This window comes from Kiritimatiellia bacterium (assembly GCA_025054615.1).
Lineage (GTDB): Bacteria > Verrucomicrobiota > Kiritimatiellia > CAIVKH01 > CAIVKH01 > JANWZO01.
In genome coordinates this window covers 16,316-39,150 of sequence record JANWZO010000016.1, presented here as the reverse complement: position 1 = coordinate 39,150, position 22,835 = coordinate 16,316, and the positions used below count along the sequence as shown (strand labels likewise).

General features: G+C 60.3%; 14 protein-coding genes. 9 read left to right on the top strand and 5 right to left on the bottom strand.

Annotated features, from left to right (window positions below; genetic code table 11):
* Positions 1-99: 99 nt before the first annotated feature.
* The gene (locus tag NZ740_08230) at positions 100-8,874 is read right to left on the bottom strand and encodes an alpha-amylase family glycosyl hydrolase (protein ID MCS6771996.1); all 8,775 of its coding nucleotides are present in this window, start codon (positions 8,872-8,874) and stop codon (positions 100-102) included.
* Between the two features lie 206 nt (positions 8,875-9,080).
* Between NZ740_08230 and upp the strand changes: the two genes are divergently transcribed.
* The 9 genes from upp (at position 9,081) to NZ740_08185 (ending at position 18,093) form a co-directional block, all read left to right on the top strand.
* The gene (gene upp / locus NZ740_08225) at positions 9,081-9,713 is read left to right on the top strand and encodes a uracil phosphoribosyltransferase (GenBank protein ID MCS6771995.1); all 633 of its coding nucleotides are present in this window, start codon (positions 9,081-9,083) and stop codon (positions 9,711-9,713) included.
* Between the two features lie 75 nt (positions 9,714-9,788).
* Complete coding sequence (locus NZ740_08220) at positions 9,789-10,145, top strand: (2Fe-2S) ferredoxin domain-containing protein (protein MCS6771994.1); 357 nt, start codon at positions 9,789-9,791, stop codon at positions 10,143-10,145.
* Between the two features lie 32 nt (positions 10,146-10,177).
* Complete coding sequence (locus tag NZ740_08215) at positions 10,178-12,265, top strand: carboxy terminal-processing peptidase (protein MCS6771993.1); 2,088 nt, start codon at positions 10,178-10,180, stop codon at positions 12,263-12,265.
* A gap of 18 nt (positions 12,266-12,283) precedes the next feature.
* Complete coding sequence (gene hemW, locus NZ740_08210; GenBank protein MCS6771992.1) at positions 12,284-13,438, top strand: radical SAM family heme chaperone HemW; 1,155 nt, start codon at positions 12,284-12,286, stop codon at positions 13,436-13,438.
* A gap of 74 nt (positions 13,439-13,512) precedes the next feature.
* Positions 13,513-14,289 carry a TIGR00282 family metallophosphoesterase gene (locus NZ740_08205; protein ID MCS6771991.1) on the top strand — a complete coding sequence of 259 codons (777 nt, stop codon included), beginning with the start codon at positions 13,513-13,515 and terminating at the stop codon, positions 14,287-14,289.
* Between the two features lie 66 nt (positions 14,290-14,355).
* Positions 14,356-14,676 carry a septum formation initiator family protein gene (locus tag NZ740_08200; protein MCS6771990.1) on the top strand — a complete coding sequence of 107 codons (321 nt, stop codon included), beginning with the start codon at positions 14,356-14,358 and terminating at the stop codon, positions 14,674-14,676.
* On the top strand, positions 14,673-16,076 hold the full coding sequence (locus NZ740_08195) for a glycosyltransferase family 39 protein (GenBank protein MCS6771989.1): 1,404 nt from the start codon (positions 14,673-14,675) through the stop codon (positions 16,074-16,076). Before NZ740_08200 ends, NZ740_08195 begins: the two co-directional genes overlap by 4 nt.
* Before the next feature lie 154 nt (positions 16,077-16,230).
* The gene (bioA, locus tag NZ740_08190) at positions 16,231-17,577 is read left to right on the top strand and encodes an adenosylmethionine--8-amino-7-oxononanoate transaminase (protein MCS6771988.1); all 1,347 of its coding nucleotides are present in this window, start codon (positions 16,231-16,233) and stop codon (positions 17,575-17,577) included.
* A 66-nt stretch (positions 17,578-17,643) separates the two neighbouring features.
* Entirely contained in the window at positions 17,644-18,093 is a 450-nt protein-coding gene (locus NZ740_08185) for a universal stress protein (GenBank protein ID MCS6771987.1), read from the top strand.
* Positions 18,094-18,198: 105 nt separating this feature from the next.
* Here the strand turns inward: NZ740_08185 and NZ740_08180 are convergent, their stop codons facing one another.
* From NZ740_08180 to NZ740_08165, 4 genes are read right to left on the bottom strand one after another with little or no spacing between them, the layout of a single operon-like run.
* Positions 18,199-19,455, bottom strand: a complete 1,257-nt coding sequence (locus NZ740_08180; protein ID MCS6771986.1) for a DUF4340 domain-containing protein — start codon at positions 19,453-19,455, stop codon at positions 18,199-18,201.
* Between the two features lie 21 nt (positions 19,456-19,476).
* Entirely contained in the window at positions 19,477-21,360 is a 1,884-nt protein-coding gene (locus NZ740_08175; GenBank protein MCS6771985.1) for a Gldg family protein, read from the bottom strand.
* 6 nt (positions 21,361-21,366) lie between these two features.
* The gene (locus NZ740_08170; protein MCS6771984.1) at positions 21,367-22,101 is read right to left on the bottom strand and encodes an ABC transporter permease subunit; all 735 of its coding nucleotides are present in this window, start codon (positions 22,099-22,101) and stop codon (positions 21,367-21,369) included.
* Positions 22,098-22,826 carry an ATP-binding cassette domain-containing protein gene (locus NZ740_08165; protein ID MCS6771983.1) on the bottom strand — a complete coding sequence of 243 codons (729 nt, stop codon included), beginning with the start codon at positions 22,824-22,826 and terminating at the stop codon, positions 22,098-22,100. The genes NZ740_08170 and NZ740_08165 overlap by 4 nt, the downstream gene beginning before the upstream one ends.
* Between the last annotated feature and the right edge of the window lie 9 nt (positions 22,827-22,835).

Sequence of the window (22,835 nt, the reverse complement as noted above, 5' to 3'; positions counted from 1 at the left end):
AGCCAACGAGCCAAGTCTCGCAACGACTGCGTGATAATTAGAGTAGCTTTAGCGTTGCGTCAAGCAGAGGCGCTCAAAAAGTTGAGCGCCGCCGCCAGCTTATTCCGGCAGGTTGACGCGGATCTGGTAGGTCCGGTTCGTGGCCGCCGATGGGTGCGGACTGGTTAGCGTCCCATCATCGATCCAGGTGATTATCCCGCCCGTTCCCGGTATGGCATTTGTCGTTGCCTGTAACCAGTGGGCATTATTATGCGGACCGCTGTTGGCGTACCAGACACGGTATTCGCGCTGGAGTTTGCTCGGGAATCGGATGGCAAATCCTCCGGCATTCGTCGGCATGAGGGAAGTCCACTTCAGAAAATCAGCAGGATCGTTGAGCGCCGTGTTCATGATCCATTCATCAGCGTTGCGAACGCCGTCGTTGTCAGTGTCATTCCACGCATCGGAGGGGTTCAAGGGATTGAGAAACCCGTATTGGTCCTCAATCAGGTTGGGAATACCGTCCTGATCCCAGTCGGACATGGTCGCCCGAAGGCCGATGCTGAATGAGAAGGATCCGGACCCGAACAGTTCAACCTGGTGGGTTTGCGCCTGATTCCTCATGTTTCGGGTGAAAACGTTCGTGCCGCGTTGCGGATGGTCCACCGCCGCCGGGTTGTATGCGGTGTTGTGGCCGGAATCTCCGTAGGCGATTTCGGCAGAAACCGTGAACTGATAAGCGGTGTTCGCCAACGTCAACACGCCGCCGTTCGTGACTGCCGGGGTGAGCGTCCGCTGTCCGTTGAGGAGCAGGTCATAGAGATTTGGCGACAGGCCATGCCGGATGTAGAGCGTCTGACCGGCCATCCCGCCAGCCAGGTGGTAATCGACCCGGAACCGCCAGCTCTTCGGTTGAAGGGTGACGATTTTCGTGATATCGCCGTCGGACGATACCATTCGCCATCCATTGGTCCAATAGGTGAAGCTGTAGAGATTATTGACGTACGTGCTGGTTCCCCCACCCTTCGTAGCCCACCAATCCTTGAGACCGGATGTGCGGTAGGCGCGGATCGCGCCATTCGTGAATGCATTGAAATCCCCTTCTTCCTCGCTTTCCGTGCCCGGGTAGGAGACGGGGTTGCCGATGGCCTGGAATACTCGACCGCTGAGGATATCGCGTGTCCATGCCCCAACCATTCGGCCGCCGATCCGCTCAAATATGGCGAAGACTCGATCATTGAAGAGGAGATATTCGTCTTCGCCATCGAGGTCGACATCTTCGGCAACGGCCTGCGGGGTGGTGATGGTCGGCGCGATTGCCGCCCACGCGTCGACCCGGCGCTGCTGACGGGCAAACCGCGTCTGGGACTGAGCGTATCTGGCGAAATCGGCCAGCAGGTCAAACGTGGTGTCGGGGGACACATAGGTCCCGAGGCTGAACCTCTCAAGGTTCCTGTTGTCCTCGTCGTGGAACGCCGTCTGGAACCCGGAGGCATGCATCACGGCGCGGCCCAGTTTTCCGATATTCGTGTCCGCGATGGACTTCACGGAATCCCAAGACTGCGAAACGATCCCGCCGACGTACAGCATGCCGTACTGCGTCGGCACCTTCACGCCGGTCCGGATGTCGAACCGGTTGGTCATCAGGCCGTGCTCGGCGCCCGCCAAGCCGACATACCAGTTGTCGTAATTCCCGCGCGACGCGTGCTGAATGTAATTGTGGCTGAGCTTGTTCGTTGCGACAGCGCCACGGTTGATGACCGTCCACGAATCGCCGGCGCCATCGCGGTTCAAATCGACCTGATGGTTGAGCACGTCTTCAAGCGCGACGATTTCGATCCAGGGCCGGTTCGCGATCCAGCGGACATTTCGGTCGTAGGCATCGGCGTTTAAACCCGATCCGAAATCCTCCCAATTGCCGAAGAGCACGAGAATCTGATCCTGCGCCCACGCCCGCGCGCGTCGGCTGAAAATTCCTCGCAATGGCATGTTCAGACCGCGATCATGATTTTGGAAGCGGTAGGTGGACGCGAAATTGTGAATCGCGAACGTCTTGATGCCGTTGATCTGGTTGATCTGGTAGCCGCCCTGGCTCAGCGATTCCGACCGGCCAATCCAGTAGAAAAGGTGCGTGTCCTGGTCGACCAGTGTCGCCTGATATCCCATCGTGGAGATTTTGCTGAAGACATCCGCATCGAGCACGCGCTCCGGCGTCCAGAAGACCGTCCCGGGACCGAAAGTCACGCCGTAGAAGTGGTGTAGGAACTCGCGCGCAAGCGCGTCATTGTCCACGTTATATTCCGGCGTGTAATAAGGCAGGATATGGTCGGAGAATGTGCTGGCGAGCAGCCGAACGATTCCGGTCTGAACGAGGCTCCGAATCCAGTCGTTGAACGCCGGACCATCGCGCCAGGGCGTGCCGAAGGCCGGATCGACCGAAGCCCATTGGATCGCGGAGGCCAGCGTCGGGGTGATGTGCAGATTCACCGGCTTCTTGTAGACCTCATGAATGGCTAGGAGGCGGTGATAGCCCGCGCCCTGACCATTGTTGATCAGCCGCTGGATGTCACTGCCGGGCAGGATGTGCTGGTTGCCGTGGGCGACCATCGCGACCTTGGCGCGGCCGGCAAATGTGCCCTTGTTGAAGTAATGGACCAAGGCATTCTGAATCTGGCCCTGCGCCTGCCAGTAATCCTCGGCGACGTGATCGTCGTAGATCGTATCCCGCGCGTCATTACGCCCTCCAATATCTCCCGCGCCAGGACGCCCGCCGGAGCCGCAGGAATTGCAGGTTCCATCCTTCACGGTGAAAACCTGGAAATTCAGCGAGCTGACATTTCCGATCCAGCCTGCGTCGAAGAGGGCCTGGCGGCTGATGCTGAATTCGACGGCGTCAAGTTCGGAATTGTAATAGGACGCGCGGAATCCGGTCGGATGATTCTGGTCGCGGCGCTGGACGCCGAAGGCCGTCAGGTTACCGCCATGTCCCATCAATGTGGAGTTACTGGTCGGATTCGTGTCCACATAAACGGCCCCTTGCCCGGACTGATAGGCGGCCACCACCACCTCCCAGCGCATGCTGGTCACCAGGTCGACGTCATCCGGCAGGGCCATTTCTCCAGCGAGCGGATTGCCGGTGTCGATCACCACGTAGATATCAAGATTGCCCTCCTCTGCGAGCGTCACTAGGTCATGCAGGTCGACGCGGAAATAGAATTCCCCGCTCGCCGCGCCGCCATCGCGAGCGTAAAACGCAACGAGGTCACGAGAAGAGTCGAACCCGTCCCATGCCATATAAACGTCCCCGCCCTGGTTGTTGGGGCCATCCCCCTCGTATTCATCGAGCACGACCAAATCGCTCCACGTCCAATCCGTAAATTCACCCCAATTCGTGACCCCGTTGATGACGCCCAGGACATTCGTCCCGCGGCCGATCACGATGGAACCCTCGGGGGGCGCGCCACAGTGCTCCGGCCAACGCGGGTTGGTACCGTTGATGAACTCGAGGAGGTTGTAATACTCATTCGTTGTGCTGCATATGACGTCTAGATCGGGGTTCCCGAATGCGCCGTGAACCGTGCTCGTGATGGGCAGGCCGGTTCTCAGACTTCGCTGGCCAATCACACCGGAATCCAGCGGATCTAGACCATACTGGACTTCCCAGCCATCCGGCAGACCATCGCCGTCGGTGTCCTTCATCAACGGGTCGGTTTCCAGGTACACCGCATTGCTGTAAGCTGAAATCAGGGCGGGTCGGTCTATGTGGCGCGAGAGCGCGCCGCCGATCCTAGGCACGGCCGCATTGGTCAATTGCGCCGTGACGACACCTGTCACCGGGTGCGCCAGTCCAATATCGACGAACCCGTTGAAGTTTTTGTCTTCGCCGTACCCGTCGCTCAGACCGTCCGCGTCGGTATCGGGCGTGGTCGGGCTGGTTTCAAGCCAGGTCTCGCCGACATCGATGCGGTCATTCGGCCAGTTGCGCGACAACGACGGCGCAGCCGTTGGCGCCAGCGACGCGCCGTCCCCGTCGGTCCACCCGTTGCGGTTGCGATCTTCCACTCCATCCGGAATACCGTCATAGTCGCTGTCCGGATTGTTAGGATCGGTCATCGTGCCTTGCACGAGCCGAGTCCGGTCCCCGCCTTCCGACACGCTGTTGACGCCCGGCACGAGGCCGAAATTGTCGAGGGTGTTGAAGAACGGCGGATCGAGATCTGAACGGAAATTTGGCCATCCGTCTGCATTCGTGTCCGTGTTCGTGTCCGTGGCGGAAAGCGGCAGCCGCCAGCCGCTTTCAAGGCCGTCGGAAAGGCCGTCCGAATCCGAGTCCGGAGAAAGAGGATCGGAGCGGCCGAAGATTCGCCAAATGTGGACATCCCCGTTCGCCCAGGTCTCGGGATTGGATGGCGGCAGATTTGTCGGCGAATTTTCCCATTGATCATAAATCCCGTCATCATCGTCATCTTCATCGGAGGGGTTCTCGGGCACGACCTGCCGGAACACAACCGTCACATTGCGGGTCGCACTCGCTTCGACCGTGTTCGTGACACCATTTGTGTCAACTCGGGCGAAGAAGGTGTAGACACCAGGCGCGACGATATTCGTCCAAAGAAATTCCCACTTCAGCCGGTTGGCGTTGACCTGCCTCGGATTCGGATCAACCCGTAGGGCCGTCAGCCCGGTCGCTGTGGGTCCCGGATAAGAAGCCGCCAAAACCAAATTCGTGCGGTTCACTACGCTCGCGACGGTCATCGTGTGGTTGGAAATCCGGATCTGGCTCCCGGCCTGAAGCTCGACATCAAAACGAGCCAGAAGCGTCGCGGCAACGTTCGTGAGCGAATTGGTCGGGAACGGGTCCGCGAGATAGAGCTGCGTCTGTGAGACGACCTGCGTAACCGTAACATCGATTTCGCCGATGCGAAGCGTCTGGCCCGCCCGCACCTGGTTCGTGAACAGCGTGCCCGATCCCGTGACCAGTTTGTTGGAGATCGTCACGGATACGGTGCCGGAAAGCGCCACATCGCGACCAATGACTGCCGCGCTGCCATTAACAACATCCACCCGTCCGGCAATCGGATTCAACACGCTCGGGAGGCGGAATGCGCTCCCGCTATTGTGAGCGAATTCGATCCAAACATTGCTGGCCGACAAATCCGTGTCCACGACGATCGGATGGCTCCGCTCCTCCTCGGTCGGGGACGCGACATCTCGCAATGCAATGACGTAGGGCTTGCCATCGGAGTCAACCTCCGGTGGCATGACAATCGAGACAAACGGCCCGAGAGCCGCCGAATACGCTCGCACGACGCGGAAAGCCTGCAGCAGCACATTACCCGCCGTCAGGCAGGTGACCTCGATGTTGTGAAGATAATTCGTGTCCCCGTTGAAGAGGTCGGGCAGCGTGAAAAGAAGGTCGTGATGATTGGGTGTGGTGTTCCAGTCGATGGAAAAGTTCTTCGGCTGGGCGCTGCCGTTGATCCGCACCAGAAATCGATCCTTGAGCTGAGCCTCGGTGAACGGATCCGCGATCGATTTGCTAAATCGCACCCGCATCACGTAGTCCCATTGGTCGTTGATCAATTCCCCGTCATACGAGGGGAAGGCAATAAAAAGCTCCTGAGTCGGACCCGCGGTGTTGACCACGCGCCGCAAGGTCTGGAACCAGCCGGCGGAATCGCTCAACGCCAGATTCGTGGACGAAGAGATTTCCGCAAGGCGGACCTGGACCGTTGCCACGCCGGAAGCGGGAATGTTCCGGTAGGTAAAGCGCCATTCATCCGGAAATTCACTCTGAATCGAGATGCTCGGCGTAACCTGGTTGGCCCGCACCCATGCGATTTGGCCGAGAGCATTGGTTCCGTTGCCGTTGTTCAGTCCGGTGTTGGCGTCGTCATTCAGCGGATTGCTGTCCTGAATGTTGTAGTAAACATCGCGGGCGGTCGGGTCGGTCCTCACGACAAACCCGTATTCCTGTGAACCGAGCGTATCTCCATCGTTCGCAGCAAACACGATTCGACCCGTGGGTGGAATGGTGTCGTAATAAAAGGTCTGCACAAACGTGTTGTACAGCGAGGCCTTGTTGGGCCGTTCGAGAAAGGCCCGGGCGCGAAGCACGTGGAATCCTTCTACGAGACCGGTGGCAGTCCTGCCGTAATCGAAATGCGGCTTGTACTTCACAGCCGCCGCATTGAAGTTCGTGATCTCCCATTCGCCGATCATCCGATATTTTTTGGCCACGTTCCCGGCGTGCGTCGGATAGGGAACGTCCCAGGGCGCCTCCGTCGAACCGTTCTGGGCGCGGTACATTCCAATTTTGTATCGGAGAACGGTGCCGTTGGTCATCGGCGGCAACGTGGCGCGCCACCAATCAATCTGGCTGTTCCCTGTATCTTCAGCCACCCAGAACATTTCCGCCACGCGCGTGGTGCCCACCCCACGCCCCGCCGCGCCCTCTGGGAAGGTCGTCCCGTCGGTCGTGTAGTAAACAAAGGCCTTGTTGGCGTCGAATTTGTATCCAGACTTTACCCAGATAGAGATGTTGCTCCCCGCCGCGTTTTCGGGAGGAGGCGAAAATTGCTTCTGAGCGGGCTGATTCGAAGCCGTAATCCCGTCCTCGGGGTCATGGTAGGCGAAGATCACGGATTCGGCGTCGGACCAGTCATTGGACCCCACCCCTGGATAAATCGTCACATTAGTTGACCCAATGACCACCTGGTAACTTTCGGATCCGAGAGAATTATATTGATTACGGGCCGATAATTTAGCAGCGAATTTCTCACGGCCGGACGTTCGCTGGACAAACCGGGCGGACTCATATCCCAGAAAGACATCTGTCGCCTTACCCGGTCGATTTTCCCGATTCAGCGCCCAATCCGCGGTGTTGGTCTCGCCGAGTCCCATCTGCGAGTTGATATCGATCCCGCCATCGAGCTTGAACAGCACGTTGATAGCCGAGCCGTCGACTCGCGCCGCAAATCGGAGGTTTGTTGACGATGTCACCCGAGGAACAGTCCACGTGTACTTGAAATCGCCTCCCACATCGCCGGCGACGCCGTAGGGATTGAAATTCGGGTCGCCGTCCGGGCCGTCGCGCCGCTCGTACGCGACCGTCGGCGCCCGTTCCCCATTCTGGAAGATCTCAATAGTTTTCCCTCCAATCGCACTCCAGATCGGTGACTCCTCGGGAGTTCTCGGCGCGAAGGCAAAATAACCGCCGGGAGGCACGATGATCGAATTTAACTGGGAGGCGTAAACGTAAAAGCCGCCGCCATACGTGGAGTAGTTGTACAAATACGTGTCATCCACGAATGGCGTCTTCCCAAATTGGACATTTCCGACGATTGGACGCGAGGCGCCGCTAGAAAAGTTGTCGTTCATCAGGAAGAGCAGCGTCGTGCCATCCGCGTTGCTCATCGATGGGTTCTCGCGCTTATCAATGCGGTGGTAGGCCAGGTAATCCTGGTCAGACCAAACTCCCCACTGGCTCCCGCGAGCGAAATGGTTGTGGATATACACGAGGTTTGGCAATCGCTGGTCGCCAAACTGTCCCAGATAGGCTGTGTTCGCATGCCGCGGGAATGCCCCACCCGATTGAGACAGCGTTTCCGACTGATAATTACCATCCGAATAGACATTCGGAAGGCCCGCTCGTGTCATGTAAAACGCATATTGAAGGTGCCTCGCCCGCGCGTAATCGCTGTCATGGCTGTGGGCAAATTGGACGGACTGCCCGGGCCCAAACGAACTCCCGCCACCCGGCTGATCAAGGCCGGCAAGAGTTCCCCACGGTTCGCCGAGCATGCCGTTCAGACGGTCACGAAGCGGCGCGTCTTTCAGACGCATTCCGGCATCGATATATCCAAAGAACCCTGGCGGTGCGCCCAGATGTTCGCCGAACATCATCGCGTCGTCGCGCGGGCGCTCCGTGTCAAAAACCGAGTCCCGATGATTGTTGTCGAGTCCGTCGCCGTTGAATCCGCGGGCGCGATTGAAAGCAAGTTGGGCCTGCCCGCAGTAGCCCGCGTCGCTCTCATCCTTGCCGGGCCCGCTCTGCTGGCCGAAAAAATAATCCGGCACATGCTTGACGGCGTCGAGGCGCAGACCGTCGGCTTTCGTCCGTTCCATCAGCCAACGGACAGAACGCATCAAATAGCCCCCGACGTCCTCGCTGTAAAACGCCTGATTGCTTTGAATCAACCCCACCGTGATGTTGCTGCTCCCGAAACCTACGTACCCAAGCGTCGGGTGATAATCGTAATACTCCGGATTCTGGGGATGCCGAACAAAGCTGACCTTGGGGTGCGTGTTTCCTTCAAAGCGGCCAAAATTGGCATTTGGTGTCTCCTGCGCAATATCGATCAGATCGGAAAAATTGCGGTTCAACACCTGCCATGCATCGTTCCAATCCGAGACGTTGTCCCACTTCCGGTAGAAGCCGTCCTCGGTCACCCGAAGATGAAAATCCTCCGGAACCATGCCGGGATACAGATTGATCGGTGTCGTTTCGTTGTACCCCGGCACATCGAACGCGCGATGGTTCATGATGTTGTCGATGTAGACCCGAATCCCGAACCGCTGAGCCGTCTGAATCATCCGAAGAAGCTCTGATTCAGTTCCGTAGCGGGTTCTCACCGTATTCCGCTGGTCCTTGCTGCCGAGGTCGAAGGGGTCCCAGAGATCATAGCCAACAGACAGTCCACCGCTGCCTTTCGTCGGCGGCGGAATCCAAATGGAGCCGTACCCGACCTCCGCCAACTCCGGCATCTTGTCCGTCATCTCTCTCCAACTCGTATTGAATAACTGGAGAATCACTTCGGACTGAGACGGCGCGGGTGCGAACACCCCAACCCCGCACGCCAGCAAGACTACCATCAGAACAAATCGACGCCGCATTCCTACACTCCCGAACAACTTAAACGATAAACTTCCGCGCCCAAAAAACGGCTCAACCCATTATTTTATCGATAAAATTTACCCATGCACTAACAATATGTTTACGCTAAAACGTTTTACTTGCAACAAACTTTAAATAAAATCATGATCATCCACAAATCTTTGATCCGCTCGACGACAGAATAGAACGCTGATAGCATAGAGATATGGATAATGTGTTCTTGGTGCGCCATCCGCTGGTTCAACATCACCTCTGTTGCCTACGCGACGAGAAAACTGACTCTTCCGAGTTTCGACAATCGCTAAGGCGACTTTCGATCCTACTCGCCTACGAAGCCACTCAAAACCTTGAACTCGAAGCCGTTGAGGTTCGAACGCCGCTGGCCCCCGCAAAGGCCATGATCCTCCGGGAGCGGATCGGCCTCGTGCCCATTCTGCGCGCCGGCCTCGGCATGGTTGAGCCGATCCTCGACCTGATTCCGGATGCCGAAGTGTGGCACCTCGGCTTCTATCGGGATGAGAAGACGTTGAAACCCGTCGAGTACTACAAAAAGTTGCCACCGGGTGGCGCCGTCGACATCGCTTTAGTTCTCGACCCCATGCTTGCCACAGGCGGATCCGCTCTCGCGGCCCTCGAAGCGATCCGATCTTGGGGCGTGCGAAGGATCAAGCTCCTGGCGATGATCGCCGCTCCGGAAGGCATCCATGCCGTCCGTGAATCTTATCCCGAAACGGAAATCTTCGTCTGCGCGGTGGATTCCCACCTTAATGGCCACGGCTTCATCGTTCCGGGCCTTGGCGACGCTGGAGACCGGGCTTTCAACGCCCGCGCGAAATAGAAACTCCGATGAGGCCGATCTCAGGGCTCCATTTCGCCCCCCAACGGCTGGCGGCCAACATGGTATAATCATCACATGTCCGATCTCGGAGACATTGCACGAAGCCTGGGTGTCCACTACATCCGACGGCACATATTCCTTTGCGCGGACCAAACCGAACCCAAATGTTGCGCGAAAGAAGTCGGGCTCGATTCGTGGAACTATCTCAAACGGCGACTCGACGAACTGAACCTGACCGGCCGCGGAGGCATCTACCGAACGAAGGCAAATTGTTTTCGGATTTGTGCTCAAGGACCCATCGCTGTGGTGTATCCGGATGGCGTGTGGTACCACTCTTGCACACGCGATGTTCTGGAGAAAATTATTCAGGAACACCTGATCGGGGGCCGCCCCGTGGAGGCGTATCGCATCCCGACAGACCCCCCAGAATGAACAACAAGGAAAGTTTGGCGTCAGAAATGAAGATGAACATACGTTTTCTAGTCCCGGTCGCGCTGGCTCTTTCGCTCGCAGGCTCATCCGCGATCACAGCCTCGTCGGCGAAAGATCCCCTTGAGCCGACGGCCAACCATATCCGCGCCGCGAAACTCCTTGCGCTCAACCTGCCTCAACGTCACCTCAACCGCCGGCCGCTGGACGCAACCATCTCCACCAACGCGCTCGCCATTTACCTGGATTCGCTCGATTTCGAGCATGTCTATTTCCTCCAGTCCGATATCGAGGAATTCGCCGCCAAGGGCCCGGAGCTCGCTGAGCTTCTCCGCGCCGGCGATCTCTCGGTCGCGTTCCACATCTACAACGTTTTCCTGAACCGCGTCGCCAACCGTGTAGCCTTCGTCCACGAACTGCTTAATCAGGGGCTCGACCTGAAGACCGATGAAACCTACGCGTGGAAACGGCGGAATGCGCCCTGGCCCGCGAACGAAGAGGAGTGGAACGAGCTGTGGCGCCGCAAAATCAAACACGAGTTCATCAATCACACAGTTTCGCGTCAGCTCGGCATTTCCGAAAACGAAGACGCCGATGCAAATTCCGCCGTCACCAACGCCTCGGTGGCCGCCCAACTGAACATGACGCCGGAGGAGCGCATCCGCAAGAATTATGACCGATTTCTGACCATTCTCCGCGACAACGACGCCAACTTCGTGACGGAACGATATCTCAACGCCTTCACAAAGGCCTATGATCCTCACTCGGACTACCTCTCGCCGTGGGGATTGGAAGACTTCGAAATCGGCATGAAGTTATCTCTGCAAGGAATTGGCGCCCTCCTCAGCAGCGAAGACGGCGCAGCGAAAGTAGAACGCCTCATCCCGGGCGGACCTGCCGAGCGGGACGGTCGCTTGAAACCCGGCGACAAAATCATTGCCGTTGCCCAGGGCGATGGCCCCCCCGTGGATGTCCTCCACTGGCCCCTCAGCCGCACCGTGCGGCTGATTCGGGGCGAAAAGGGGACCAAGGTGGTGCTCACCGTCATACCGGCCTCGGACCCCACCGGATCTCAAATCACATTCATCGACTTGATCCGCGACGAGGTCAAACTCGAGGACCAAGCCGCCAAGAGCGAGCTGCGCACCGTCGTCGGCGAAGACGGTGTAGAACGCAAAATTGGCATCATAACCCTGCCGGAATTCTACGCCGACCTCAAGGGCCTGAGCGCCGGCCAAAATGCACGTAGTTCCGCCCGTGATGTCGCCCGGCTGCTTTCCGAGCTCAGAGATCAGGGCGCAGAAGCCATTGTGCTGGACCTCCGAAACAACGGTGGCGGATCCCTGTCGGATGCCATCCAAATGACAGGTCTCTTTATCGAGAGGGGCCCGGTCGTTCAGGTCAGAGACCAGCGGCGCGTCCAACCGCTAAATGATCCAGATCCCGGCGTCGCGTTCCGCGGACCCGTCGCCGTCCTCGTGAACCGCATGAGCGCATCGGCGTCGGAAATTCTCGCTGCAGCCCTCCAGGATTATGGCCGCGCCATCATCATCGGCGACTCCAAGACGCACGGCAAGGGAACCGTGCAGTCGCTCATTCCACTTAGCAATGTCAGCACTAACGTCGGCCAGCTCAAGATCACGACAGCGAGTTTCTACCGAATCGCAGGCGGCTCTACCCAGCTCCGCGGCGTGGAACCGGACATCGTCATCCCCTCCCCACTTGAGGCCATGGAAATTGGCGAAGAACACCTGCCCCATGCCCTGCCGTGGTCAAGGGTCGCTGAAGCGCCATATTCGCCCGTCGGAGACCTGCCGAGCATCGAAAATGAGCTCAGGGAGCGATCGAAAGCTCGTTTGGAACGTTCTGAAAAATATCGGACCTATACAAATCTCATCGCCCAGATCACCGAACGGCAAAAGGCCACGGAGATTTCGCTCAATCTCGACACGCGGCTCCGGCTCGCGGAGTCGGAGCGCGCTATGCGGAAGGCGCTCGAGGACGATGTCGGCGAAGGGAAAAACGGCTCCAAACGCCCAGACTTTGCCCTCGAGGAATCGCTGAATGTCCTCTGTGACTGGCTTGCCCTCCGCGAGGCGTCACGCGCCATCGGCGGCATTTGACGCCCGGTTGATCGCGGCATGCCGGGCCTCTATGTCCACATCCCGTTTTGCGTGCGTAAGTGCGCATACTGCGACTTTTATTCGGTCGAGACCGCCCGTGGACCCCTTGCACATCGCCTCCGACAGCGCGACCAACCGGACCAGCCGGCCTTTCTCGAAGCGATCCGTCGGGAGCTGGCCCTGATCCCTGCCGACTTCACGCCGGACACCGTTTTCTTCGGCGGCGGAACCCCAACGGAGCTCTCGGAAGCGGACCTCGTCAGTCTGTTGAAGATCCTCGCCGACGATGTCGACCTTTCGGGCGTCGTGGAATGGACATGCGAGTCGAACCCGGGAACCCTGACGATGTCAAAAATCGAGAAACTTCTCGCCGCAGGGGTCAATCGCTTTTCGCTCGGCGTCCAATCGTTTGATTCGGCCTCGCTCGAATTTCTCGGCAGGATTCATACCGCCGAAGAGGCCCGGGAAGGAGTTCGGATGCTACGTCAAGCCGGCGTTCAAAACCTTAACATCGACCTCATGTACGGCGTGCCTGGCATGAGCATGAACACGATTCGTCGCGACCTCGAGTCCGTGCTTGCGCTCGAGCCGGAACACATCGCCTGGTATGGGCTAATTTTTGAGGAGGGCACTCCGCTGAATGACCTCCGCCGCCGCGGTTTTGTGAAAGAAGTCGACGAAGACGCTGAACTGCAGCAGTACGAATTCATCCGGTCCGCGCTCCAGGCTGCGGGATATCGCCACTACGAAATTTCCAATTTTGCCAAACCGGGCCACGAATGCCGGCACAACCTCCTGTATTGGAGCGGAGGCGAATACATTGGCATCGGCCCATCCGCGCATTCCCACTGGCGAGGTGTCCGCTGGGGAAATGTTCGCGACCTCGGCGCCTACATCCGCCGGCTCGAATGTGGCGAAAGCCCCGTGGCATTCCGTGAAGAACTCCCACCCGACGCGAAGGCTCGCGAAACGCTGGTCATGTCCCTGCGCCGGCTGGACGGGGTGAGCCGACATGAATTCCGATCGCTCACGGGATACGATTACGCCGAGCTCTGCGCGGACGCACTTCCCTGGCTCATCCGCGAGGGGCTTCTCGATGACTCAGGCGATCGCCTGAGGCTCACGGAAAAGGGCCTCTTTGTCAGCGATTCCATATTTGCGGAACTTGTGTGAAGCCCCGCGTCTGAGCCGTGCCGCGCGCGCCCAAAACCCTTTGATCCCCTCACGCGAGCGCATACACTCCGCGCATGCACCTCCGAATCCTGTATGTCGGCGACATTTTCGGAGCGCCGGGCCGACAAGTGTTCGCGCGGACCATACCCCGGCTGCGGGAGTCCCTGAAAATCGACGCGGTGATCGCCAACGCCGAAAACGCCGCGGCCGGACGCGGCCTCACGCCAGCGCTCGCGGAAGAGCTACTCGCCGCCGGCGCCGACGTGTTGACGCTCGGCGACCACGCGTGGGATCAAAAAGAGATCATCCCTTTTCTATCGCGGACTGACCGCGTGATCCGGCCGGCCAACTTCGCCCCCGACTGTCCCGGCTCCGGTTCGACCTGGATCGAACTGCCGAACGGAGTCCGGATCGCCGTCGCCGTATTCGTCGGGCGAGTCTTCATGCCGCCGGCCGACTGCCCGTTCCGATCGGCCGACGCCCTGCTGCGGAACCTTGGAGGCGCCCCCGTTTTCGCGGAAATCCACGCGGAAGCCACGTCCGAAAAGATCGCCTTCGCGCGCCATCTGGACGGCCGCGTCTCCGCTGTCGTCGGCACCCACACTCATGTCCAAACCGCGGATGAAACGATTCTGCCCCGCGGAACGGCTTACATCACTGACCTCGGAATGACCGGACCCCGGGACTCTATCATCGGCAGCGACGTCGACGGCATTCTGCGCCGGTTTCTCACCGGTATGCCCGTCAAATTCGAGGTCGCCGAGAAAGACCCGGCGCTAGAGGGCGCGCTGATTACGGTCGATTCCGCCACCGGCCACGCCAAATCCATCAAACGAATTCGCGAACGCTGAAAGACGCCGCGCGATTCCTCGCCGCGTCTTGAGGCGGCGGTGTCCATCCGCTAGGGTTGCTTCACCGTGAACATCTGGGTGTTTATCTACCGGGCCAGTTGGGTCGCTATCGTCGTGCTCACCATCGTGCTCGTTGTCGCGCTATTCGCCCCGAAGTTCCGCGAAATGCGCGCGCTACAGGATCGCGAGGAACAGCTTCGGGAAGAGGTCCGCCTTGAGCAGGAAATGCTGCGCTACCTCCAACAAAAACAGGAGCGCCTCCGCACGGATCCTCGATTTGTGGAGAAAATCGCGCGCGAGGAACTCGGCCTCGCCAAACCTGGGGAAACGATCTTCAAATTCATCGACGAGCCCGCCCCCACAAACGCGCGCACGCGCCGACCGTGATTGACTTCGCCGCCCTGCCTTGGCGCCGCAGCGCCCTCGCCTGGCTCCTTGCTCTCGGCTTCGCGCTCTATTTCGTCCGACTCGGCGCGCCCGTGATGGTCCGCGAGCAGGAGCTGCGGGTCGCGCTCACGGCCCGAGAAATGGTCGAATCCGGCAACTGGCTAGAACCGCGCTATCTGGGCGAGCCCAGGTTCCGCAAGCCGCCTTTGATGTACTGGGCCGTCGCGGCAGGCTATCTCGCGGCGGGTCGAACCGATTCCGCATGGCTCGCCCGCGCTCCATCCGCAGCAGCGACGCTGGCGCTTGCAGCCACGCTGTTCGCCTACGCTCGGGGCATAGCCGGTTCCCGAACTGCGTCGCTCGGGACGATCCTCTTCCTGACCACATTCATTGTCCTTAGACAGGGACGCCATGCCGAAACAGACGCCCTCCTCATTCTCTGGACCTCCTGCGCGATCCTCTGCGGATTTGCGACCCTTCACAGGGGTCTGCACCTGGGCTGGACGGCGGCAGCGGGTCTTGCGTCCGGCTTAGGCGTCCTCACCAAAGGGCCGGCTGCCCTCGCTATTCCGGCTCTCAGTTGGGCAGTCGCCGTCGCCCTCTCGCCGTACGGTCGGCCGCCTCTGCAGCGGACGGCTCTTCACCTCCTCGTTTGGCTCTTCCTGTCGGCTCTCCTCTCCGCGCCATGGTTTCTCCTCATCATCCGGCACCCAGAATCCCCGGTGCAGCTTCGCGCGGAGCTTGTCGCACTTTTCACCGCGGAAACTCGCCACCCCGGACCCTGGTACTATTATTTCTACACGGCCTTCCACGCCCTCGCGCCTTGGAGCCTCGTTCTTCCTTTCGCGCTCGCCGCCTCGATCCGTCTCGCGCGCCGACGTCGAATCGAACGCGAATCGCTGGCGTGGTTCGCCTCGGCCTTCCTCCTCCTCTCGCTGACGCCCTCAAAGCAAATCCACTATGCGCTCTTGCTCGCACCGCCGGCCGCCCTCCTCGCCGCCCGATGGCTCGCCCGCCTTCGGGATCGGCGCTTCGCTCGCATTCGAACCGCCGCATTGATTCTCGTCACCGCCGGCGCACTGACCTTCAGTCTGTTCCTTTCGACGAGGTATCGTCCCCAGCAGGCGCTCGCCGACCTGCTCCGAGCCCACCGCGACTCGCTCCGCGCCGCTCCGTCCGTCCTTCTGGTCGGACGCCATCGCGGCACCGCCGAATTTCATGCCGGCCGCCCCGTCCGCGACATCGACAATCTGCCCGAGGCCCTCCGCCTAGCCCAGTCGGGCGACTGGATCCTTCTCACCGCCACCGAATCTGCCCTGCCCGATCCGCCCCCGCGCGCCGAACGCATCGGATCCGCCGAATCCCGCGGCTTCCGCGCCGAACTATGGAAAATCCAATGACGGCAACCCAGTCATATGCCGGCAGCTCCTCCTGGCAGCCAGGTGCGGCTAGGCCCGCGCGAATTTTTCCATCGCATGGAAAAAACGCTCAAAAAATTTCCATGCCATGGAAAAATGATTTTCGCGGGCTTCCATGCTCTGTAAAAAACGCGGTATGGAAAAATTTGCCCAAGCAGGCGTGTCCCTTGGCGAAAGGGCCGAGGCTTTGGAAGCTGTAAGGGCATGGGACCGCGCCCACGTGTGGCATCCGTATACGCGGGCGTCGACGCTCGAGGAATCGCCCCCGCCGTGCATTGTCCGAGGCGAGGGTATCTACCTTGTCGATGACACTGGCCGGCTTTACATCGACGCCATTTCGTCCTGGTGGTGCGCAGCGTTGGGGCATGGTCATCCGCGGATCGTCGAGGCCATCCGCCGGCAGGCGCCTGTCTTGCAGCACAGCATCCTCGCGAACCTGACCCATCCGCAGGCCGCTGAACTCGCCTGGCGGCTGGCGCGAATGATGCCGACAGATGACCGGCGCGTGCTCTTCGCGAGCGACGGCGCGAGCGCCGTAGAACAGGCCCTCAAGATCGCCGTCCAATATTGGCACAACATCGGCCGTCCCGAACGCAAGACGTTTGCCTGCATCCACGGCGCCTATCACGGCGACACACTGGGTGCGATGGCCGTCGGATATCTGGAGGCCTGGCACAAACCTTTCTGCAGCCTGCTTGCCGAAACGATCTGCTTGCCTTTCCCGCCAGATCCGAACGCGGAAAACTGGATCGCCGTCTTAGAGCCGCGCCGGCACGATCTTGCCGCGGTCATAGTCGAGCCGCTCTGCCTCGGGGCCGCGGGGATGAAAATGTATCCCGCCTCCGCGCTGCGCGCGCTGGCCGAGTGGTGCCGGAACAGCGAAACGCTCCTGATCGTCGATGAAATCGCGACGGGATTCGGACGGACGGGCCGCTGGTTCGCCTTCGAGCACGCGGGCATCGATCCCGACCTTGTATGTGTCGGCAAGGCGCTGACTGCTGGCTCGCTGCCCATGAGCGCAACGATCGCGCGCGAATCACTGTATCGGACGTTCGCGGATCGGCCCGTGGACCGCACGCTCCAGCACGGCCACACATTCTGTGGAAATCCGATTGCGGCGGCCGCGGCCAACGAGGCGCTGCGGATTTACGAGGAAATCGACGCGCCGGCGCGAGCGGCGCGGCTCGGCAGGTTACTGGCGGATTCGCTGGGGCGTCTCCGCGGTGCGAACGGAGTGCGAGAGGTCCGTTGTCTCGGTCTCATCGGCGCGGTGGAGCTGGAACCCGAGCCGACGGTGCCAGGCAGGCCGCCGCTCATTCCTCGGCCGCACCGGATCCGACTCAACTTGATGAGGCAGGGTATCCTGTTGCGGCCACTGGGCCCAGTGCTATACCTGATGCCGCCCCTCATTATCACGGAAGGCGAGCTCTGCGATCTGGCAGATCGGTTCGTAGATGCCATCCTCGCGGGGACCAGCGCCTGAAACGCGCTGCCTTTGCCTTGTTTTTCGGTTGGTTTTCCCCCGCCGATCACTACGCTAGTTATCGGAATGAGGCGGATCTTGGTTCCCGTGGATTTTTCGCCCGGCATGCAGGACGTCGCGAGATTCGCGGCCAAACTCGCCCGGGCGTTTTCCGCCGATCTCACGTTGCTGCACGTGGCCCCGCCGGAGCCAGACTTCGTGTCCTACGAACCCGGACCCGATTCCGTCCGAACGGCGGTGGCGCGCGAATTGAGCGCATTGCACCACAAGCTCCACGAACTGGACCGTTCTCTGGAGGCGGAAGGCCTGTCGGTGACCTCCCTCGTGATTCAGGGCTACACGGTCGAAAAAATCCTACAGGAAATATTGCGGCTCGGCGCCGATCTGGTGGTGATGGGTTCTCATGGGCACGGCGCGTTGCGGCACCTGCTGGTGGGCAGCGTGACAGAAGGAGTCATCAGGGAATCGCCCGTTCCCGTGGTTGTGGTCCCTACCCGTCCGACCTCTCGGTCCTGACGGCCCCAGTTCGTTTCACAGATAGTTTCTGACCGGCCGTGTTTCGGCCTTCCGATCAGAACCAAACTCAGAACCAGGTTTACTCGTCCGGAGCCGATTCGAACATCACGGACTTTCAACACCGGCGGCCGGGGAATCTGATTCGGTTGATGCGTCGGCCTCGGCGGAAGGTTCGAGTGGCGCCGATTCGGGGGTCGGGGCGTCATCCGGCGCGGCGGCTGGATCCGGCGGCGTGTTTCCCTGCGACCCTTCCGATGTCTCCTGGTTTGTCGGGGGCGGTCCCTCGGACGGCGCAGGCGCCGCCACCAACTGATCGCGGAAGAAGAGGAGCCTCCGAACTTGGGAGTCATCGAGCACAAATGTCCATTTGCCGAGGTCTTTGCGATATCGCTCTAGTTCAGCACGCGCGTTGGCGAACCCCTCGTGGTCGTTTTCCTCTCCCTCCGCGGGACCCTCGTAATCAAAATCGAGCCAGGCATACCTGCGGCCCTCATCGCCTGCCGTCGCGCCAATATGGACGCGGACCACGAGCCCGTTCGTCAGGTGCGCCACAGCCAGATCTGCCGAGTCGTAGCCGAGAGACTCCCTCGCGGTCGCCGGATCTGCGACATCCCTCGCCATGATGCCCTGAAAGGCACGAAACCAAGACTCGGCACCGGCCGTATTGATCGAAACGCCATGCAGAGAGCCCTCCCCGATATACGATGAATCGTCCGCCCGAATGATCGCATACATGAAATCGTTCGACGGCACGGCCATCATACGCCGTATTTCCGAGGCTTTGATGTCCAACACGGTGGCGCGAATCCAATCGGAAGCGCGGCGCGGCACATCCTGTATAAAGGGCTCTGCAAGAACAACAGGTCCGCGAGCGCGGCGCATGAATCGGCTGTCCGGGAGCGAGAAGCCCTGTGCCATCGCGGTGGCAGCGCGCGGTTTGCCGATGGTCAATTCGTCCGCCGGATCAACCGACGCCTCGGTGTACAGTCGCACAATCAACGGCGTGTTGGTTCCATCATCAACCAGCCCGACATCGGGCAGGATTTCCGCGCCGCCCCGAATCACCTCGGCGACGCGCAAACGGTCTAGATCGCGCAGGAAGGCGGCGAGGGTTTCGAAGCGGGCGGGATAATCCCACCGGCTCCGGTTGACCCAGCCCTCGCCGGTGCGAGCGATCGAAACGCTCTGAGTGCCCGAGATCAGGTCCACACGCACAACTTGATTGATATCCTCAAGTTTGAGCAGGCGCGAGCCGACCTCAGAGGCCTGTTGCGCGGCAAGGTCGCGCTGCTGGCTCCAATACGCGGCGATGGAAAGCACGATCAACGCAGCGGCAAGAAGGACGAGCGTGCGGGGTTTCATGGGAACGCCTCCTAAGCGGGGTCAGCGCGCGCGCAACCGTCGGCGCAGGCCGCGCGCGAGGCCGTAGAGGACCACCATCGCCGGCACGGCGCCGATATTGATGACCTTGAGCCGAAGCCCGAGCTCTTCGATCTCGCGCCGCAAGTTCTTGCGAACCTCCTTCAGTTGAGCGCGCGTTTCGGCAAGCTGTTTGCGAAACTTCTCAATCTCCTCGCGCTGTTCCGGCGTCAGAATTAATTTTTGATCTTCAGATTTAGCTGCTTGAAGGTCATCGAGTCGCATTTGGGTCAACCGCAGTTGCTCCTGGAGTTTATCCTCCTCCTGGCGCCAGCGCTCCTGCGCGCGCGCCTGCATTTCGAGCACCCGCTTGAACGGCCGGTCAAACGCCGCGCGACCCCTTAGGTCGATCAGCGCGGATCCCCCCGTCAGTTGAGCGAGAACATTCGCGGCAAAATTGAGGTTGTCATTCATGAGTTGGTACACACCGCGCCCGAACATGGGCAGACGCCGCGCAGCGAACGCATCGAAAAGAAGATCGGCATCCGCAACCAGGACGACCGCCGATTCTGTTTTGCTTTCGGAGAGATGCGCCTTTCTACCCTCTCCACCCGGCGCCTCTCCGGCCTCCGGCGCGCCGGGCCGTCCATCCGGAAACGCCGTTTTGAACCGGCCCTGCAGTCGAACGGCCACGTGGAGTGGCCCCTTTTCGCGTCGGAACGAGGACATTCCCGCAGCGGCGCCCATGGACGCCTCCACCGCACTCATGCTTCCGGCCTGATCGCTCAGCGTAATGAGCGGCGTCAGGGTCAGGCCTTCCGCCGGCTCGCCGTGGATCCATCCACCGAGCGGAATCTGAATCAGGCTCAGGCTGCCCACCGTCACATCACGTCCGTTCAGATTCGATTCTCGCAACGAAAGCCAACCGCGGTGAAGGTCGACCCTGCCGTCGGCCATGGACACGCGGGTCGCGGCCGCGTTATCCGCTGCAACGCGATCTTCCGGCACGGACAATCCCCATGCCGTCGTCAGCCGGTTCAGATCGGAGCGAACCGAGAAGGGGTCGCGGAAAGGTTGCGGGTACGCCTCGAGCTCCGTCAGGCAAATCGGATCTACGAACACGGCGAGCCGACCGCCCCGAAGCAGGAATTGGTCGAGCTCGTACAGCGCCTGTTCTGGCAGCGCGCGGGGATGTATCACAAGGATGGTTCCGACGTCCTCCGGGATATCGGTCAAAGGAAGGGAAAGCTCGACCACTTCTGAAATCGCGCGCAGCTCCTGTACGAGCAGCCAAGGTTCCTGGTCTCGGCCCATGCCGAACCGCGTGCCGGCCGTGCCGAGGACGGGCAGCGTGGTCAGCAAACCAATTTTAGGTTTGACCGGCGTTGATGCCTCATAAATGAGACGCGAAATAATATATTCGAGTTGCGGCTCATCGGCGGGCGAAAAGAACGGCACGGCCGCCTGGCGGGCGCCTGCCAGTGCAACCAGTCCGAGATACACCGGCGGATTCTCGCCAGTGGGGTCGATCCGCTGCGCGGCAAGCCCGTATCGCTCCGCCCACTCCTCGGCATCACTGTCCGGTTTCGGGTCGAGCACCTCGACCTCGATGCGTCCACGCGAGGCGTCGCGATACTCGGCGAGTAGGTCCTGAATTCGGCGTCCGTATTGTTTGAAGGCGGGCGGAACATCTTCCGCGCTACGGCTAAAATAAAATTTGAGTTTGACGTCCCGCTGAAGCCCTTCCAGCAGCCGGATCGTTCCCTCAGAGAGCGTGTATAGCTTCTCCTCGGTGAGGTCCGCCCTCAGCCGCAGGCTGCTCGCCACGACATTGAGAAGGATTAGCACCACCAAAGCCGTGAGGAGCCCCGCGGCACCCGTCAGAAATTTCGCTTGCGATGGCTTCATGGCGCGCTACTTCGTCTTTCGATTGTTGAGGGCAACATTTGTCGCCAGCAGCATGAAGGCGATCACGCTCGCAAAATAGATGAGGTCGCGAGCGTCAATAATCCCGCGTTGCATTTGTTCGTAGTGCGTGGTGAAGCTGAATCCTGCAATCACGGCAACGAGCCACGACGGCGCGACGGCATGCAGAAGGTCGGTCACCGGAGAAAAGCCCGCGAGGAGCAGGAATAACCCGATCACGGCCGCGAGGATGAAGCTGATGACCTGATTCCGCGTCAACGCCGAGGTCAACGCACCGACCGACAAATAGGCCCCCGCCAGCAACGCGCTGCCCAAATAGCCGGTGACGATGGGACCCGGATCGGGGTCGCCAAGATAAAAAGCTGTTATCACCACGGGGAACGTCAGCGCGAGCGCCAGCAGCACGAACAACCACGCGGCCAAAAATTTCCCGAGGACGGCCTGTGCCGTGGTGACCGGCAGCGTGAGGAGCAGCTCAAGCGTGCCCGCCCGCCGTTCTTCCGCCCACAACCGCATCGCGACCGCTGGAACGAGGACGAGGTAGAGCCAGGGGTGCCAGAAAAAGAACCGATCTAGCGATGCCTGACCCGCCTCGTAAAAACGGCTCACGTTGAAGGTGAAAAACGAGGTCAACATGAGGAAGATGACCAGAAAGACATATGCGACCGGCGAGTTGAAATACGCCCGCCACTCGCGCGCCAGAATGGCCAGTGCCGGTTTCATCGCGACACCTCCGCGACATCGGCGGTCGTCGTCAACCGCCGAAACACTTCGTCCAGGGTTCCCTGCTGCCGCAACTCGGACGGCGTGCTGTCCGCGACGATCCGCCCGTCGCTGATGATGATCACTCGCGTGCAGATGGCCTCGACCTCCTCGAGGATATGGGTGGAGAAGATCACCGTCTTTTGCTGCGCCATATTGCGAATCATCGTCCGCACCACGTGCTTCTGGTTGGGGTCCAGCCCTTCGGTCGGCTCATCCAGGATCAGGCACGGCGGATCATGAAGGATCGCTTGGGCGAAGCAGGTTCGCTGGCGGTACCCCTTGGAAAGGGTGTCAATCGGCTGCCGCCGCACGTTGGCGAGCATGCATTTTTCGATGGTTTCATCGACGCGCCGGCGCGCCGACGCGCCGTAAAACCCGCGCATTGCGGCGATGAACCGCAAAAACTCCTCGACCGTCATGTCGCCATAGGACGGCGCATTCTCCGGCAGATAGCCTATCGCGCGCCGCGCCTCGATGGGCTGCTCGGCAACGTTGAAGCCGTTGACCCACGCGGAGCCGGACGTGGGCGTCAAATATCCGGTGATCATCCGCATCGTGGTGGTTTTTCCAGCGCCGTTTGGGCCGAGAAACCCGAGGATGTCCCCGGGCCGGACTTCGAAGGTGACGCCACGAACGGCCTCGTGCGGGCCGAATCGCTTGAGAAGCTTATCAACTTTGATCATGGGGCGGAG